We start from the raw sequence: 14,871 nt of genomic DNA on the forward strand, positions 1-14,871 counted from the left end.
ATCAGGTAGCCGCGGGGTGCCTTATGTAGACTCAGGTTGCCGTTTCGGCGAGCTGCTCGTCGATCAGCCGGCAGGCCGCGCTGTAGCCGCCCATCAACGCGTCGATATCGGACTGGAAGGGAATGCCGGCCGCGTCGCCTATTTTCAGGGCGCGTGTGGGGGACGCCGTTGCGTCGTTAGCCGCAAGGGTTGAGACGGTTACGACGGCCGCATAGCGAGGGCGTTTGACTTCGGTGCGTTCGAGCGGGACGGCGCCATTTGCTTCGACGCCCACATGGATCGCGTAGCCGCGATATTCATAAGTACGATTCATGACTGCATTGCCTGACAGGTAGCTGCCTGCAAGACTAGGGAGGTCAGCTTAAGCCAACCTTACGTAAGCGCTGAATACGCAGCAAAGGACCTTTAGCGCGATGCGTGGGAATCGAGGCTAAACGAAAGACAATGAAAGGCGCTGGTTAGAGAGGAGCGCAAAGGATTTTGTCCGACGAAAAAACGTCGTTACAAGGCGTGACGCTTAAGGTTCTCTTCAGCTTGGCGCTGGCACGATCGCATGACCCTGCCCAGGACTCACGTCTTGCCGCGCGCCGGGTGCTCGCAGAATCCACGCGGGTAAAAACAGTCAACGCGATATCGTTGTCCACGCAACTTGCCGGAGCGCCGCCCCATGAAGCTGTCGACCGCTCGCCTGCACGCGTATCTGTTCGTCGCCGCGCTATCGGCGATCCTCATTCAGGCCGCCGTGTTCGTTTCCATCATGCTGCTGCATGTGCCGGAGCGCGACTTCGAGTCACAGCCGTTTCGCGCGGCCGTGCTCGTGGCGGTAGGCGTTGCGATGCTCGTGGTGCGCCGGCAAGGGCGGCGCGACGCTCAGGCGCTCGCGGCGCGCGAGCGCGAGTTGCCGCAGGCGCCGTGCGCCGCGCGTGCGCCAATGCGCGCGGCTCGCGCACTGCGGCGCGCGCGTCGTACTCGTTGACGCGAGCTTCAGCCGTCCACGGGCGGCGCGGGCATGTCCAGATTGAGCTGGTAGAACGCGGCGTCTAGCCAGCGGCCGAACTTGAAGCCCGCTTCCTTGATCGTGCCCGCGTGCGTGAATCCCAGCTTCGCATGCAGGGCGATGCTGCCGGCATTGGCGGCGTCGATGCAGCCCACGATCACGTGGATCTGCGTCTCGCCCGCGCGCCGGATCAACTCCTTGAGCAAGCGCTCGCCAAGCCCCCGGCCGCGATGGTCGCGATGCACATAAACGCTGTGCTCGACCGTGTACTTGTTGGCGGGAAACGCGCGAAACGTGCCCCAGCTCGCGAAGCCGAGCAGCGTGCCGGCTTCGTCCACCGCGCCCACCACCGGAAATCCGTTGGCGCGCTTCGTGCCGAACCACGTGACCATCGCTTCGGGCGCGCGCGGCTTGTAGTCGTAAAGCGCCGTGGAGTTGACGATCGCGTCGTTGAGGATTTCGAGAATCGCCGCTGCATGGTCTGCTTCGTTGCAGTCGATGAAGCTCACATGATCGCTCTGTGACTTCGAATTCATAGGGAATCCTGTTTAAATGAGAAGGGTGGCGGGTTCAGGGCGTCGCGCGGCTTCAGGCGCCGCTCATGTCGCAGATGGCGACGACATAGCGCGCGGCATGCGACGTCGGATTGCTGAAAATGAGTGGCTGGTCGCGCCGCATGGCGAGGCAGTCGCCGGGGTGCAGCGTGTGGCGCTGGCTCCCCAGTTCGACGTCGATGCGCCCTTGCAGCACCCAGACCTGCTGGTGAATCACATTCTCGCGGCTGCCGGTTTCGTAGGCCACGCGCGCGCCCGCCGGAAAATCCACCTCGACGAGCTGGATGGGCGAGGGCCAGTTCGGCGGCGACACGCTCCGGCGCGTATAGCCCGACTGCGGGTCGCGCCACTGCGCCTGCTGATCGCGGCGCACCAGCGGCTCCACGGGCGCGCTTTCGCCGCTCGCGCCGAACAGGCTTGCCATCGTCACCGATAACCCGGCCGCGAGTTTTTCGAGCACCACGGCGGTCGGGCTGGCGGCGCCGCGCTCGATCATCGAAATCATCGAGCGGCTCACGCCGCTGCGCGTGGCTAGCGCGTCAAGCGTCAGGCCGCGGGTGGCCCGCAGGTCGCGCACGCAGCGCGCGATGCGCTCGTTGATGCCGGTGTCCGCCGGGCTGTCGGTTTGCGTGTCCATCTGCCTGTCCGTTTGATCTGTTTCCAGGATGATGGAGTCATTATCCAATAAATTGGAATTCGAGGTCAATAAAAAAGCGCGCGGCCCATGCGCTGACAAGCGGGCCGCGCGCTCACTGCATCGCTCAGTCGAGCGTTCCGTCCATCATGGCTTTTCGGGCAGGAACCAGTTCATCACGAGTGCGCAGATGCCGCCGGTGGCGACGCCCGACTCCAGCACGTTGCGCAGGGCGTGCGGCAGGCTCGTGAGAATTTCCGGCACCTGCGAAACGCCCAGACCCAGCGCCAGCGAAACGGCGATGATGAGCAGCGCGCGGCGGTCGAGCCGGGTGCCCGCGAGGATGTTGATGCCGGAAGCGGCAACCGCGCCGAACATGACCATGGCGGCGCCGCCCAGCACGGGCTCGGGCACGGCCTGGAGCACGCCGGCGACCGGCGGGAACAGGCCCAGCACCACAAGCATGCCCGCGATCCAGAGGCCCACGTGGCGGCTCGCGATGCCGGTGAGCTGGATCACGCCGTTGTTCTGCGCGAACACGGAGCTGGGGAAGGTGTTGAACACGCCGGCCAGCAGCGAGTTGAAGCCGTTGACGAGCACGCCGCCCTTGATGCGCCGCATCCACACCGGGCCTTCCACGGGCTCCTTCGAGATTTTGCTGGTGGCCGTCACGTCGCCGATCGCTTCGAGCGAGGTGACGAGGTAAATGATCAGCATGGGCACGAACAGCGACCACGAAAAGCCCAGGCCGAAGTGCAACGGGGTCGGAATCTGGAACAGCGCGGCTTCGCGCGCGCCGGTGAAGTCGAGCCGACCCATTGCGCCCGCAACGATATAGCCGATCGCGAGCGCGATGACGAGCGCGGTGCTGCGCACCCACACAATGGGCACGCGGTTGAGCACGATGATGGTGCCGAGCACGAGGCCCGAGAGCGTGAGGTTCTGCACGCTCGCGAAGTTGCCCTTGGCGATGGCGCCGTAGCCGCCGCCCATGCTGATGAGGCCGACCTTGATGAGCGTGAGGCCGATCAGCAGCACCACGATGCCTGTGACGAGCGGCGTGATGAGCCGCTTGATGAAGGGCAGGATGCGCGACACGGCCATCTCGACGAACGAGCCCGCGATGACGACGCCGAAAATGGCGGCCATCACCGTTTCGACAGCCGCGCCCTCTTTGACCATGAGGCTGCCGCCCGCGATCAACGGGCCGACGAAGTTGAAGCTCGTGCCCTGCACGATGAGCAGGCCCGCGCCGAGCGGCCCCACGCGCTTGCACTGGAGGAACGTGGCGATGCCGGAGATGACGAGCGACATCGAGACGATCAGCGTGGTGTCGCGGCTGGAGACGTTCAGCGCCTGGCAGATCAGGAGGCCCGGCGTGACGATGGGCACGAGGATCGCGAGCAGATGCTGGAGCGCCGCGACGAACGCGATGGTCGGAGCGGGGCGGTCTTCGGGACCGTAGACGAGGTCGTGGGCGTGTTCGGTGTCGTCGGCGCCGGGGGCGGCGGGCCGCGCGGGTGAGGCGGATTGCATCGCTAAAGGGCTGGTGAAGAAGGAAAACCCGGCATTTTAGCCGAAGCGCCAGGGCGGCCCTCGGACGCACCATCGGGCAGCGCACGGTTAGCCCTTACAATAGGGCCAGTCCTCAAACGCCAGTACACCGAGCCAATGACACGAGACCCGCGCCTCACCCTGAATGCTCGCCAGCAGGAAATGCTCGAATGGGTGCAACGTGACGGCTTCGTCACGGTCGACGATCTCGCCTCGCATTTCGACGTCACGCCGCAAACCATCCGCCGCGACGTGAACTGGCTCGCCGATATGAATCTCCTGCGCCGCTATCACGGCGGCGCGAGTCTGCCCACGAGTGCGGAGAATCTCTCGTACAGCGCGCGGCAACACATGTTCCATGACGAGAAGCGTCGCATCGCGGCGCTTGCCGCCCAGCATATTCCCGACCAGGCTTCGCTCTTCATCAACCTCGGTACGACGACCGAGGAAGTCGCGCGTGCGCTGCACAGTCATCGGGGCTTGCGTGTCGTCACGAACAACCTCAACGTGGCGAGCGTGATGAGCGGTTATCCCGACTGCGAAGTGATGATCACGGGCGGCGTGGTGCGGCCGTGGGACAAAGGAATCGTCGGCGAGCACACCATCGATTTCATCCGCCAGTTCAAGGTAGATTACGCCATCGTCGGCACGTCGGCCATCGAGCACGACGGCACGCTGCGCGACTTCGACACGCGCGAGGTGCGCGTGGCGCAGGCCATCATCGAGCATGCGCGCACGGTCTACCTCGTGGCGGACCATTCGAAAGTGGGCCGCCCGGCGCTCGTGCGCCAGGGCCATTTGAGCCAGATCCATGCACTCTTCACCGACCAGCCGCTGCCCGCCGAAATGAACGAGGCCGTGGCCGCCGCGGGCACGCAGGTGCACGTCGCGGCGTAGGCGGGCGCGTTTCAGTGGCGCTCAGGCAATAGACGAGGGATGCCGCGCGAGCGGCACCACGCGCATCTGCATATACGGAAAGAGCGGCAAGCTCGACAGCAGGTCGTGCAGTTCGTCGTTGCTCGCCACGTCGAAGATGCTGATGTTCGAATACTGTCCCGCCACGCGCCACAAATGCGGCCACTTGCCCGCACGCTGGATTTCGGTGGCGCGCGCCTTTTCGGCGGCCTTGATCGCTTCCACGCGTTGCGCGTCGAGCGTTTCGGGGATTTCGACTTTCATTTCCACGCAAAACAGCATGAGCGTTGTCTCCTTGATGAAGTGGTAAGGGGCGTTGGCGTGCCGCGTCACACGGGCTGCGTGACGAACGGCTTGAGCGCGCCGATAAAGGTCTTGCCGTGCTCGAACCAGGCCTTGCGCACGTCCGATTCCATATAGAGGCGATACGCGGCCTCGTCTTCGAACCAGCACTCGCCGATGGCGTCCACGCGGCCCACGTCCATATAGGGCACGTGCGTATCGGTGGGCTGCTGTGCGATGAGCCGGACTTCGTATTTCGCGAGTCCCGGAATGTCGTGCGACATGTCGTAGTGACGCCGGCATTCGGCGGCGAACTGCGCGTCGGACATCGTGGCGGGCTTCGCCAGCAGGTACAGCATGCGGATCATGGGTTGTCTCCAGGTGGAATCGTGGTGATGATGATGGTGCGGTGTTTAGCCTGCGGCCGATGTTTGCGCCGCTTGTGCGTTGTCGGTAGCGTCGTCGAGTTGCGCGTCGATGTCGTCGAGGCTCACGCCGCGCGTTTCGGGCAGCATCAGCATGGCGAACGTGGAAATCGCATATGCGGCGAGACAGAAGAGGCCGATCGCATGCGCAAGCCCGGTATGCGCCGAAAGCCAGCCCACGCCGACGATCGCCGTCGCGCCGATCGACTTGCCTACGTTGTACACGAAACCCATGCAGGTGGTGCGCACGCGGGTGGGGAACAGCTCGCTCAGGAAGGGGCCGAGCGCCGCGAACATGCCGATGGCGGCGAAGCCCACCCAGAAGCCGAGCACCTGCATGAGCAGCGGATTCACGGGCACGAGCATGTAGCACACGGTCACGACCCACGCGAGCACCGAGAGCGAGATGAGCGCCGGGCGGCGGCCGGCGGTGTCGGCAAAGTGAGCAGTGCTGACGAAGCCGAAGAAGGCGCCCACGGCCATCACGAGAATGGAGACGATCATCGAACCGGCGGCAAGGCCGCGCTCCACCATGAGCGAGGGAATCCAGATCAGGATCGCATAGCAGGCCGCCTGAAGCCCGATGACGAGCAGGCTCGCCAGCATGATGGAGCGTGCGTACTGCGGCTTGAATACCGAGAGCAGCGAGGCTTGCGGCGCGGTGTTGCGCGCGGCCTTCGTGAACGACGCCGATTCCTTCACGTTGCGGCGGATGAAGATCACCGCGCACGACGGGATCACGCCGACCCAGAACACGACGCGCCACGCCCAGTCGGGCGGCAGCCACGCGATGATCGCCGTCGAAACGAGCACCGCCGCCGACCAGCCGAGCGAAAAGCCCGACTGGACGAAACCGAGCGCGCGCCCGCGCCGCTCGGGATGCACGACTTCGGCCATGAGCGCCGCGCCCACGGCCCACTCGCCGCCAAAGCCGAAGCCCTGCATCGTGCGCGCCACGAGCATCTGGTTGAACGAGGTCGCGAAGCCTGCGAGCACGCCGAAGAACGTGAACCACAGGATCGTGAACATGAGGATGCGCACGCGTCCGTAGCGGTCGGCGAGAATGCCCGCGATCCAGCCGCCGAGCGCCGTGGCGAGCAGCGCCACCGTGCCGAGCATGCCGGCCTGCTGCTTGGTCAGGGTCCACAGCACCATTAGTGACGGCATGAGGAAGCTGAACATCTGTAGATCGTACGATTCGAGCGCCCAGCCCGCATAGCAGGCCCAGAACGTTTTCCTTTCCTCGGTCGAGCCGGAACGGTACCAGTCGAACATCGCTGTCTCCTTGAGCGCGCGGGTCGTGCCCGCGCATGGGTTGTTGTCGGGTTGTGGTCGAATTGCCTTGATACGTGCCCGCGCTCAGGCGCCGACGAGCTGGCTCCAGTCCACGCCCGCGCCGCGCAGCGTTTCGTGGCTTTGTCTTTCAAGTGCGTCGCGGTGCTCAGGCGCGGCGATGTCGAGCATCGCGCGCAGGCGCGCCCACAACCCGCGCCCGCGCAGGTCGGCCACGCCGTATTCGGTCACGATCACGTCCACGTCGCTGCGCGCGATGCCGATCGGGCCGCCGCACGACGCGACGATGCGGCTGCGATGTCCGTGGGTCGATGTGAGCGCAACGATCGCGAGGCCGCCGCGGCTCGCGCGCGCCGCGCGTGAGAACGCGCTCGCGCCGCCCACCGCGCCGACGTAATAGCCACCGCGGACTTCGGTGTTGACCTGGCCGCCGAGATCGACTTCGATGGCCGTGTTGATCGCCGTGAAGCGGTCGAGCCGCGCCAGCACGGCCGGGTCGTGGAGGTAGTCGATGCCGCGTAGTGAGAGGCCCTCGTCGTGCGCGGCGTGGCGGCGCAGGCGCGCGCCGCCCGCGAGCCGGGCCGCTACGCCAATGCCGCGATCCACGCGCTTGTGCTCGTTCGTGAGTGCGCCGCGCGCGGCCAGTTCCACGACCGCTGCGCCCGCGGTGTCCGTATGCAGGCCCAGGCCGCGGCGGTCGGCGAGTTGCGCGAGGATCGCGTCGGGAATCGCGCCGGGGCCGCTCTGGAGCGTCGCGCCGTCGTCGATGAGCGTGGCGGCGTGGCGCGCGATGGCGCGTACGCGGGCGTCGGTGGAATCGATGGCATCGGCAGCGGAGGGCGCGTCCAGCGGGTAATCGGCTTCGACGAGCACGTCGAAGTCCTCGCGGTTCAGGTAGCGCTCGCCATGCGTCCACGGCACGCCCGCATGCACCTCGGCGATCACCACGCGCGCGGTGTCGAGCGCGGCCGGCAGCGTGTCCATCGCGCAGCCGAGGCTGTAGCGCCCGAGCGCGTCGGGAGGCGACACCTGGAGGAGCAGCACGTCCACACGCAACTCGCCCGCGCGGATCAGCGCGGGCAGCGCGGCGTCATGGCAGGGCCACACGTCGAGCACGCCCGCCTGCACGAGCGCCTGATTGCCGCCGTAGCCGCACCAGGTCGCGAAGTCGATGGCGTCCGTGTGCTCGGGCTGCAACAGGCCCGCCTGCGATTCGCCGAGCAGGACCGCGACGCGCCCAAGGCGATGCCGCTGTTCGAGCAGCGCCTTGATGAGCGTGCGCGGCTGCGCTTCGCCTTGTCCCCAGTGAATGCGGTCGCCGGCGCGCACATGGCGCGAGAGATCGACGGCGGCGGCACTGAGCGGGGAAAGCGGGGACGAAGGCATGAACGCGGACTCCGGCAGCGAGGGTGAAAGGGCTGAACGTATCTTCGGTGCGCGCCGCGCGGCTGGGAATTTCGTTTTTCGGAGCGCGCCGTTTGGTTTGGCGAAACGCGGCTATGAAGCGCGATGACGAAACGCGGTCTTTCAAAAAATCGAATGGGTGCGCGCGCCGTGCGGCGCTATCGTGGCGGAACCGTCCAACCACGGAATTCCTCAGACATGATCGACAAATACTGGCCCGACACCGCAAGCGCGCTCGCCGACGTGAGCGACGGCGCGGTCGTCGGCATTGGCGGCTTCGGCAACGCCGGGGTGCCCGAAGACCTGATCGACGCGCTGATCGCGAGCGGCGCGCGCGAGCTCACGCTCGTCAGCAACAACGCGGGCAACGCGGAAATCGGCCTCGCCGCATTGCTGAAAACGGGGCGCGTGGCGCGTATCGTCTGCTCGTTTCCGCGCCAGCCCGACTCGTGGGTGTTCAACGACCTGTACCGCCAGGGCCGCATCGAGCTGGAGCTGTGCCCGCAGGGCACGCTCGCCGAGCGGCTGCGCGCGGCGGGCGCGGGCATCGGCGCGTTCTATACGCCTACGGGCTATGGCACGCCGCTCGCGCAGCACAAGGAAACGCGCGAGATCGGCGGGCGCGGCCAGGTGCTCGAATATGCGCTGCCGCTCGATTACGCGCTCGTGAAGGCCGAACGCGGCGACCGCTGGGGCAATCTCGTCTACCGGCGGCTCGCGCGCAATTTCGGTCCCGTGATGGCCACGGCCGCGCGCCGCACCGTCGCTTCGGTGTCCGAACTCGTGCCGCTCGGCACGCTCGACCCAGAAGCCATCGTCTCGCCCGGCATTTACGTCGATCGCCTCGTCGTGCGCGGCGCTGCCGCGCCGTCCGCCGCGGAATCTCTTGCAGGAGCGCTCGCATGACCCCGCAACAACGCAATGCGCTGGCCGCGCGCGTGGCGCGCGATATTCCCGAAGGCGCGTATGTGAATCTCGGCATCGGGCTGCCTACGCTGGTCGCCAATCACATTCCCACCGAACGCGAAGTGATCCTGCACAGCGAGAACGGCGTGCTCGGCCGCTGGGTCAAGCCCGCGCCGCACGAAGAGGACCCCGATCTCATCAACGCGGGCAAGGAGCCGATCCGCCTGCTGCCCGGCGCGGCGCTCTTTCATCACGCCGACTCGTTTGCGATGATGCGCGGCGGCCACCTCGACTATTGCGTGCTCGGCGCGTTCCAGGTGTCGGCGCATGGCGACCTCGCGAACTGGCACACGGGCGACGCCGACGCGATTCCCGGCGTGGGCGGCGCCATGGATCTGGCCGTGGGCGCGCGCAACGTGTTCGTCGTGATGGAGCACGTGGACCGCAACGGCGCGCCGAAAATCCTGCCCGAGTGCACCTTCCCGCTCACGGGCATGCGCTGCGTGACGCGCATCTACACCGACCTCGCCGTCATCGACGTGCGCGCCGAAGGCCTCACGGTGATCGAACTCACCGGCCACGCGAGCGCACAGGACGTGCAGGCCGCCACGGCCGCGCCCTTGCGATTCGCGCTCGCGCGCGACGCGGCGGCGGCATAATCGAACCACGCGCGGGGCGCGCTTCGCGCTCCGCGCCCCGGACACGAACCCATCGAAACGACGACCATGATCGACACCATGATGATCGGGGATGTGCGCATCACCCGCATTCACGAATACTCCGGCCCCACGCATCCGCCGGAATTCCTGCTGCCGGATCTCGATCCGGCGGCGCTCGAACGCAATCGCGACTGGATGGCGCCGCAGCACTGGGTGCCGCACATGAACCGCTTCGTGTTGACCGTGCAATTGTGGGTCGTGCACGCGGGCGGCAACATCATCGTCGTCGATACGGGTGTGGGCAACGGCAAGCCGCGCGAAGGCATGGCGCGCATGCACCGGCTCAATACGCTCGTGCCCGAATGGCTCGAAGCCGCCGGCGCGCCGCTCGACAAGGTCACGCACGTCGCCATCACGCACCTGCATATGGACCACGTGGGCTGGAATACGCGCTGGCTCGACAACCGCTGGACGCCCACCTTCCCCAACGCGCGCTACTACCTCCCCGAAGACGACTTTCTCTATTGCAAGGCGGGGCGCAACAAGGTGGAGGGCGTGGACGTGTTCGGCGACGCGTTCGACGACAGCGTGATGCCGGTCGTGGATGCGGGGCTTGCCGTCATGATGCGCCCGGGCATGGAGATCGCCGATTGCCTGAAGGTCGAAGCCGCGCCGGGGCACAGCCCTGGGCAGGTGGCGTTTCGCATCCGCTCGCGCGGCGAGGAGGCGGTGTTCAGCGGCGACATTTGCCACAACCCGATCCAGATTGCCTGTCCCGAGGTGAATTCGGGCTACTGCCTGTGGCCCGATCAGGCGCGCAGCACGCGCCACGCGTTTCTCGAAGCGGCCGCCGAGCGCGAGGCGCTCATTCTGCCGGTGCATTTCGGCGACCCATATTGCGGCTATGTGCGCCGCGAGGGTAACGGCTTCGCATTCGAGCCGCTGCGCTGAACAGCGCGCATGCGTCGCGGCTTACGGCGACTCGCTGTCGTAGGCCGCGATGATGCGGCGAACCAGGTCCTGCGCGAACGAGGGCAGCGACTCGAAGGCCTTCGCGCATAGCTGATATTCGCGCGTGGCCCACGGCTCGTCGAGCTCGCACACGTGCACGGTGGCGCGGCTGTTCATGCGTTGCACGACGATCTCGGGCATCACGCCAATGCCGATGCCCGCTTCCACGAGCCGGAACACGGCGTCGAAGCCCGCCGCCTGCACGCGCACGCTGAGGTTCTCGTGCAGCGCGAGCGCATGCTGGCGCAGGAATTCCTGGGTCGCGCTGCCGTCCAGCAGCGCGACGAATTCGTGTTGCAGTAAGTCCTGAAAGCGTGCCTTGTTTCTGTTCGCCACGGGATGATCGAGCGGGGCCACGGCAACGAGTCGCGACCGCGCGAAGCGGCGCACTTCGGTGCCGTCGGTCGGCACCGTGCCGGAGATGATGGCGATATCGGCCGCACCGTCCCGCACCGCGCGCACGGCTTCGTCGCTGAGCTTCTCGCGCATGTCGATCTGCACTTCGGGATGGTCGCGCAGGAAGGCGCCGAGCACGGGCGGCATGAATTCGGTGATTGCCGTCGTGTTGGCCTGGATCTTCAGTTGTCCTTTCAGACCGCTGCCGAACGCCTGCAATTCACTGGTCAGCAGCTCGATTTGCGCGAGGATGCGCCGCCCATGATCCAGATAGGCGCGACCGGCCTCGGTCAGTGCCACGCCCTGGCTGGAGCGCTGGAACACTTTGATGCCGAGCGTGAATTCGAGGTTCTTGATGCGTTGGCTTGCGGCCGGCACGGACAGGAACGAGCGCGCGGCGCCGCGCGTGAGATTCGACTCCTCGGCAATATTGCTGACGAGTCGGAAGTCGGCGAGATCGAAATGCATAGGCGAGAACCGGCAGCGGCGGAGCGAGTCGTTCGCGCCCGCATAAATGCTCAATGTAGCAGCGCGGCGTGGCGCGGGCTATTGTGGTATTCGCCAATTCTCGCTGGCAAGCCGATGAGGGCGTGCGCCGAAACGCCGTGTTTCAAGGTGCGAATGTGGAGGGCATGAAGCCCGGCGTGGCGCTCGCACGGCGCTCCAGCCAATAGCGGATATGAGGCGGCCAGTTCGCCGCCGCGCCGTCAACGCCGAGCTTGAGCGCGGTGTCGATCGCCCAGTTCGGGTTGTGGATCAGTTCCCTGCCGAGCAGGATGAGATCGGCTTGGCCCGCCGCGAGGATCGCCTCGGCCTGGCGCGCATGCACGATCAGCCCCACGGCGGCGGTCGGCATGCCGGTATGCGCCTTGACGTGCTCCGCATACTGCACCTGATAGCCATAATCGGGCGCGGCATGCGAGGGCAATGGCGAACCGACGAGGCCGCCCGAGGAGCAATCGATCACGTCCACGCCGTGCAGCGAGAGCTGGCGGCTCAGCACGACGGTGTCGTCCACGCTCCAGCCCGCGCCGTCCACGCACGACACGCGCACGAATAGCGGCTTGGCGTCGTCCCAGTTCGCGCGCACCGCGTCCACGATCTCGATCACGAGGCGCATGCGGTTGGCGAGGCTGCCGCCGTACGCATCGCCGCGCCGGTTCGTTGCGGGAGAGAGGAACTGGTGGAGCAGGTAGCCGTGCGCGGCGTGCAACTCGATCACGTCATAGCCCGCGCGCCGCGCGCGCGAGGCCGCCGCGGCGTAGGCGTCGACGACCGCGCGGATATCGCCTGGCGTCATGGCGCGCGGCGCGGGCATGCCTTCCTTGAGCGCGACCGCGCTCGCGGATATCGGCTCCCACTCGTCCCAGTCCTCGATATCGGGCGTACGCGCCAGGTAGCCGCGCCCTTGCGTGGGCGCTCGCGTGCGGGCCTTGCGCCCGCAATGCAGAAGCTGGATGCCCGCGGCCGCGCCGTTCGCCTTGATGAGAGCGACGATGCGCGCGAGCGGCTCGACGAAGCAGTCGTCCCAGAGGCCCAGATCGCCGGTCGTGCCGCAGCCGCGCCGTTCGACGCTCGTGCCCTCCTGGAACACGAGGCCGCAGCCGCCGTCCGCGAAGCGGCCGAGATGCATCAGATGCCAGTCAGTGGGGTAGCCCTTGTTGGCGGCGTACTGCCACATCGGCGAGGCGACGATCCGGTTCTTCAGTTGCAGATCGCGCAAGCGGAACCCGGAAAACAGCATGGCGTTCGGCATGGTGGCTCCTGTTTTGGCGTGCCGGATCGACCGGATTGACGTTCTGGTCCGCTCGCGAGAGCGTATTACGGCTTGACCAGCGGGCAGCCGCTTTGCGCGAGCGACCTGAACGCCTTGTCGGCGGGAATCGTCGCGAGCAATTTGTAGTAATCCCAGGGATATTTCGATTCCGCCGGGCTCTTGACCTGGAAGAGGTACATATCGTGGACCATGAGCCCGTCTTCGCGAATCCGGCCGTTCGTCGCGAAGAAGTCGGAAACCGGCATCTCGCGCATCTTGCGCATCACGACGGTGGCGTCGGTCGAATTCGCCGCCTGCACGGCCTTGAGGTAATGCAGCACGGAGGAATACACGGCCGCCTGGCTCATGTTCGGCATTGCCTTGACCTTTTCGTAGTAGCGGCGCGAGAACGCCCGCGTTTGCGGATTCATGTCCCAGTAGAACGCTTCGGAAAGCACCATGCCCTGGGCGGTTTGCAGGCCAATGGCGTGCACGTCGTTGATGTACATGAGCAGGCTCGCCATGCGTTGCGGGCCGCCCGGGCGCACGCCGAATTCGCGCGCCGCCTTGACGACATTCACGAGGTCGCCGCCAAAGCTGGCGAGACCGATCACGCCCGCCCCGCTGTTCTGGGCCTGCACCACGGCCGACGAAAAGTCGGCTGCGCCGAGCGGAACCGGCACTTCGCCCAGCACGCTCGCGCCGGACTGGCCGAGCGCCGTGCGCGCGGCGCCCACGATGTCGTGGCCGCCGGCGTAGTCGGCGGTGATGAAGTACCAGCGCTTGCCGCCCTGGTTCGCCACCGTGCGCGCGACCGAGTTGGCGAGCGCGTACGAATCGTACGCATAGTGCACCGAGGTGGGCGTGCAGAGATCGCCGGTCAGGCGGTCCGATGCGGGCCCGCTCAGGAACAGGATCTTGCCCTTGGCGCGCGCGATATTGAGCACGGCGAGCGCGGCCGACGACCCCGTCACGTCCATGATCGCGTCCACGTGCTTCACGTCGAACCATTCCCGTGCCGTGGTGGCTGCCGTATCGGCATGGCCCTGGCTGTTGCCCACGACCAGCTCCACGTTGTGGCCGAGCGCCTTGCCGCCGAAATCGTCGATGGCCAACTGGGCCGCTGTCACGCTGCCCTTGCCGGAAATATCGGAGTAAACGCCGGTCATGTCGAGGATCAGGCCGATCTTCACGCCTTCCTCGGCATGCGCCTGGGGCGTGCCGGCGAACAGCGCCAGCGCGGCCAGCATGCCTGCGAGCGCGCCACGATGGAGTGCATGGACGGATTTCATTATGGTCTCCTTACCGCCCGGTCGGGCGGCATATGTTTTTCAACGCGTGCGAATATTCCTCAAATGCGAACGTTACTGGTGGTCAAGCCGCCGTCGATATGGAGCGTTTGTCCGGTCACGAACCCCGAGCGCTCGTCGAGCAGGAATGCGATGAGGTGCGCCACTTCTTCCGGCGTGCCCACCCGCTGCAACGGAACGGCGGCCATCAGCGCCTGCGTGCGCGGGTCCTCCGGCGGGCTCGCGGTGTGGAACATTTCGGTGGCGATGGGGCCTGGCGCGATCACGTTGACCGTGATGGCCGAGGGCGCCAGTTCCAGCGCCCACGTGCGGCTCATGCCGATCACGGCCGCCTTGGTCGCGCTGTATGCGGTGCGATTGATCTTGCCGAGCGCCGCGCGCGAGGAGAGGTTCACGATGCGCCCCGCGCCTAGCTCGCGCATGCCCGGCACCAGCGCCTGCGCGCACACCAGTGAGGCACTGACGTTCACGCGCAGCGCTTCCTCCATGTCCGAGGGCCGCGTGTCGTCGAGCGAGGTCGTGTGCGCGATCGCGGCGTTGTTCACGAGGCCGTAGAACGGTGCCGTGTTGGCGAGCCGCGTGACGAGTTCCTGTGTCATCGCGAGATCGTCCAGGTCGCAGCAGTGAAAGTCGGCGTCGTCCTCCAGATCGGCGGGGCGCGTGCGTGCGACGCCAATCGCCTGATAGCCGTCCTCGCGCAGACGTGTGAGCGCAGCGCGCCCGATACCCCGGCTCGCGCCTGTGACCAGCACGCGTTTTCTGGTTGTCATGAATG

17 protein-coding genes are annotated in these 14,871 nt (G+C 66.5%); 5 read left to right on the forward strand and 12 right to left on the reverse strand.

What is annotated here, in order from left to right:
- Positions 1-31 precede the first annotated feature (31 nt).
- Positions 32-313 (reverse strand): hypothetical protein, encoded by a 282-nt coding sequence (locus tag C7402_RS04685; RefSeq protein ID WP_116609777.1) that lies wholly within the window; start codon positions 311-313, stop codon positions 32-34.
- Between the two features lie 354 nt (positions 314-667).
- On the opposite strand from C7402_RS04685, the gene C7402_RS04690 reads away from it, so the two are divergent.
- Positions 668-976: a hypothetical protein gene (locus C7402_RS04690; RefSeq protein ID WP_116609778.1), complete on the forward strand. Its 309-nt coding sequence runs from the start codon at positions 668-670 to the stop codon at positions 974-976.
- A gap of 8 nt (positions 977-984) precedes the next feature.
- On the opposite strand, the gene C7402_RS04695 is transcribed toward C7402_RS04690, so the two are convergent.
- From C7402_RS04695 to C7402_RS04705, 3 genes are all read right to left on the reverse strand, one after another.
- Positions 985-1,533, reverse strand: a complete 549-nt coding sequence (locus C7402_RS04695; RefSeq protein ID WP_116609779.1) for a GNAT family N-acetyltransferase — start codon at positions 1,531-1,533, stop codon at positions 985-987.
- 52 nt (positions 1,534-1,585) lie between these two features.
- Positions 1,586-2,188, reverse strand: a complete 603-nt coding sequence (locus tag C7402_RS04700) for a helix-turn-helix domain-containing protein (RefSeq protein WP_112169631.1) — start codon at positions 2,186-2,188, stop codon at positions 1,586-1,588.
- A 144-nt stretch (positions 2,189-2,332) separates the two neighbouring features.
- Positions 2,333-3,721: a nucleobase:cation symporter-2 family protein gene (locus C7402_RS04705; protein WP_112169630.1), complete on the reverse strand. Its 1,389-nt coding sequence runs from the start codon at positions 3,719-3,721 to the stop codon at positions 2,333-2,335.
- A gap of 135 nt (positions 3,722-3,856) precedes the next feature.
- On the opposite strand from C7402_RS04705, the gene C7402_RS04710 reads away from it, so the two are divergent.
- The gene (locus C7402_RS04710; protein ID WP_112169629.1) at positions 3,857-4,636 is read left to right on the forward strand and encodes a DeoR/GlpR family DNA-binding transcription regulator; all 780 of its coding nucleotides are present in this window, start codon (positions 3,857-3,859) and stop codon (positions 4,634-4,636) included.
- A 21-nt stretch (positions 4,637-4,657) separates the two neighbouring features.
- Here C7402_RS04710 and catC read toward each other — a convergent pair whose 3' ends face one another.
- From catC to C7402_RS04730, 4 genes are read right to left on the reverse strand one after another with little or no spacing between them, the layout of a single operon-like run.
- On the reverse strand, positions 4,658-4,936 hold the full coding sequence (catC, locus tag C7402_RS04715; protein ID WP_112169628.1) for a muconolactone Delta-isomerase: 279 nt from the start codon (positions 4,934-4,936) through the stop codon (positions 4,658-4,660).
- Between the two features lie 47 nt (positions 4,937-4,983).
- On the reverse strand, positions 4,984-5,304 hold the full coding sequence (gene mmlI / locus C7402_RS04720; RefSeq protein ID WP_112169627.1) for a 4-carboxymethyl-4-methylbutenolide mutase MmlI: 321 nt from the start codon (positions 5,302-5,304) through the stop codon (positions 4,984-4,986).
- A 45-nt stretch (positions 5,305-5,349) separates the two neighbouring features.
- The gene (locus C7402_RS04725; protein WP_341869229.1) at positions 5,350-6,708 is read right to left on the reverse strand and encodes an MFS transporter; all 1,359 of its coding nucleotides are present in this window, start codon (positions 6,706-6,708) and stop codon (positions 5,350-5,352) included.
- Between the two features lie 12 nt (positions 6,709-6,720).
- Positions 6,721-8,040: an acetyl-CoA hydrolase/transferase family protein gene (locus tag C7402_RS04730; RefSeq protein ID WP_116609781.1), complete on the reverse strand. Its 1,320-nt coding sequence runs from the start codon at positions 8,038-8,040 to the stop codon at positions 6,721-6,723.
- Between the two features lie 216 nt (positions 8,041-8,256).
- Here C7402_RS04730 and C7402_RS04735 point away from each other — a divergent pair, with 216 nt between their 5' ends.
- From C7402_RS04735 to C7402_RS04745, 3 genes are all read left to right on the forward strand, one after another.
- Complete coding sequence (locus C7402_RS04735) at positions 8,257-8,964, forward strand: 3-oxoacid CoA-transferase subunit A (RefSeq protein WP_112169624.1); 708 nt, start codon at positions 8,257-8,259, stop codon at positions 8,962-8,964.
- The gene (locus C7402_RS04740) at positions 8,961-9,623 is read left to right on the forward strand and encodes a 3-oxoacid CoA-transferase subunit B (RefSeq protein ID WP_116609782.1); all 663 of its coding nucleotides are present in this window, start codon (positions 8,961-8,963) and stop codon (positions 9,621-9,623) included. The genes C7402_RS04735 and C7402_RS04740 overlap by 4 nt, the downstream gene beginning before the upstream one ends.
- Positions 9,624-9,689: 66 nt before the next feature.
- Complete coding sequence (locus tag C7402_RS04745; RefSeq protein WP_112169622.1) at positions 9,690-10,574, forward strand: MBL fold metallo-hydrolase; 885 nt, start codon at positions 9,690-9,692, stop codon at positions 10,572-10,574.
- A 21-nt stretch (positions 10,575-10,595) separates the two neighbouring features.
- Here the strand turns inward: C7402_RS04745 and C7402_RS04750 are convergent, their stop codons facing one another.
- The 4 genes from C7402_RS04750 to C7402_RS04765 all read right to left on the reverse strand — a co-directional run bounded on the left by C7402_RS04750 (position 10,596) and on the right by C7402_RS04765 (position 14,866).
- On the reverse strand, positions 10,596-11,498 hold the full coding sequence (locus tag C7402_RS04750; RefSeq protein ID WP_112169621.1) for a LysR family transcriptional regulator: 903 nt from the start codon (positions 11,496-11,498) through the stop codon (positions 10,596-10,598).
- A gap of 142 nt (positions 11,499-11,640) precedes the next feature.
- Entirely contained in the window at positions 11,641-12,786 is a 1,146-nt protein-coding gene (locus C7402_RS04755; protein WP_116609783.1) for an NADH:flavin oxidoreductase/NADH oxidase, read from the reverse strand.
- Positions 12,787-12,851: 65 nt separating this feature from the next.
- Complete coding sequence (locus C7402_RS04760) at positions 12,852-14,078, reverse strand: ABC transporter substrate-binding protein (RefSeq protein WP_116609784.1); 1,227 nt, start codon at positions 14,076-14,078, stop codon at positions 12,852-12,854.
- Between the two features lie 59 nt (positions 14,079-14,137).
- Complete coding sequence (locus C7402_RS04765; RefSeq protein ID WP_112169618.1) at positions 14,138-14,866, reverse strand: SDR family oxidoreductase; 729 nt, start codon at positions 14,864-14,866, stop codon at positions 14,138-14,140.
- Positions 14,867-14,871 lie beyond the last annotated feature (5 nt).

This window comes from Paraburkholderia unamae, assembly GCF_003096875.1.
Taxonomy (GTDB): domain Bacteria; phylum Pseudomonadota; class Gammaproteobacteria; order Burkholderiales; family Burkholderiaceae; genus Paraburkholderia; species Paraburkholderia unamae.

Bases quoted from the DNA above. Each gene is read 5' to 3' on its own strand.
- C7402_RS04745 (WP_112169622.1), top strand. From the start codon at position 9,690: ATGATCGACACCATGATGATCGGGGATGTGCGCATCACCCGCATTCAC.
- C7402_RS04695 (WP_116609779.1), bottom strand. From the start codon at position 1,533: ATGAATTCGAAGTCACAGAGCGATCATGTGAGCTTCATCGACTGCAAC.
- C7402_RS04750 (WP_112169621.1), bottom strand. From the start codon at position 11,498: ATGCATTTCGATCTCGCCGACTTCCGACTCGTCAGCAATATTGCCGAG.
- C7402_RS04700 (WP_112169631.1), bottom strand. From the start codon at position 2,188: ATGGACACGCAAACCGACAGCCCGGCGGACACCGGCATCAACGAGCGC.
- C7402_RS04685 (WP_116609777.1), bottom strand. From the start codon at position 313: ATGAATCGTACTTATGAATATCGCGGCTACGCGATCCATGTGGGCGTC.
- C7402_RS04705 (WP_112169630.1), bottom strand. From the start codon at position 3,721: ATGCAATCCGCCTCACCCGCGCGGCCCGCCGCCCCCGGCGCCGACGAC.
- C7402_RS04760 (WP_116609784.1), bottom strand. From the start codon at position 14,078: ATGAAATCCGTCCATGCACTCCATCGTGGCGCGCTCGCAGGCATGCTG.
- C7402_RS04730 (WP_116609781.1), bottom strand. From the start codon at position 8,040: ATGCCTTCGTCCCCGCTTTCCCCGCTCAGTGCCGCCGCCGTCGATCTC.
- C7402_RS04735 (WP_112169624.1), top strand. From the start codon at position 8,257: ATGATCGACAAATACTGGCCCGACACCGCAAGCGCGCTCGCCGACGTG.
- C7402_RS04690 (WP_116609778.1), top strand. From the start codon at position 668: ATGAAGCTGTCGACCGCTCGCCTGCACGCGTATCTGTTCGTCGCCGCG.
- catC (WP_112169628.1), bottom strand. From the start codon at position 4,936: ATGCTGTTTTGCGTGGAAATGAAAGTCGAAATCCCCGAAACGCTCGAC.
- C7402_RS04740 (WP_116609782.1), top strand. From the start codon at position 8,961: ATGACCCCGCAACAACGCAATGCGCTGGCCGCGCGCGTGGCGCGCGAT.
- C7402_RS04755 (WP_116609783.1), bottom strand. From the start codon at position 12,786: ATGCCGAACGCCATGCTGTTTTCCGGGTTCCGCTTGCGCGATCTGCAA.
- C7402_RS04765 (WP_112169618.1), bottom strand. From the start codon at position 14,866: ATGACAACCAGAAAACGCGTGCTGGTCACAGGCGCGAGCCGGGGTATC.
- C7402_RS04710 (WP_112169629.1), top strand. From the start codon at position 3,857: ATGACACGAGACCCGCGCCTCACCCTGAATGCTCGCCAGCAGGAAATG.
- mmlI (WP_112169627.1), bottom strand. From the start codon at position 5,304: ATGATCCGCATGCTGTACCTGCTGGCGAAGCCCGCCACGATGTCCGAC.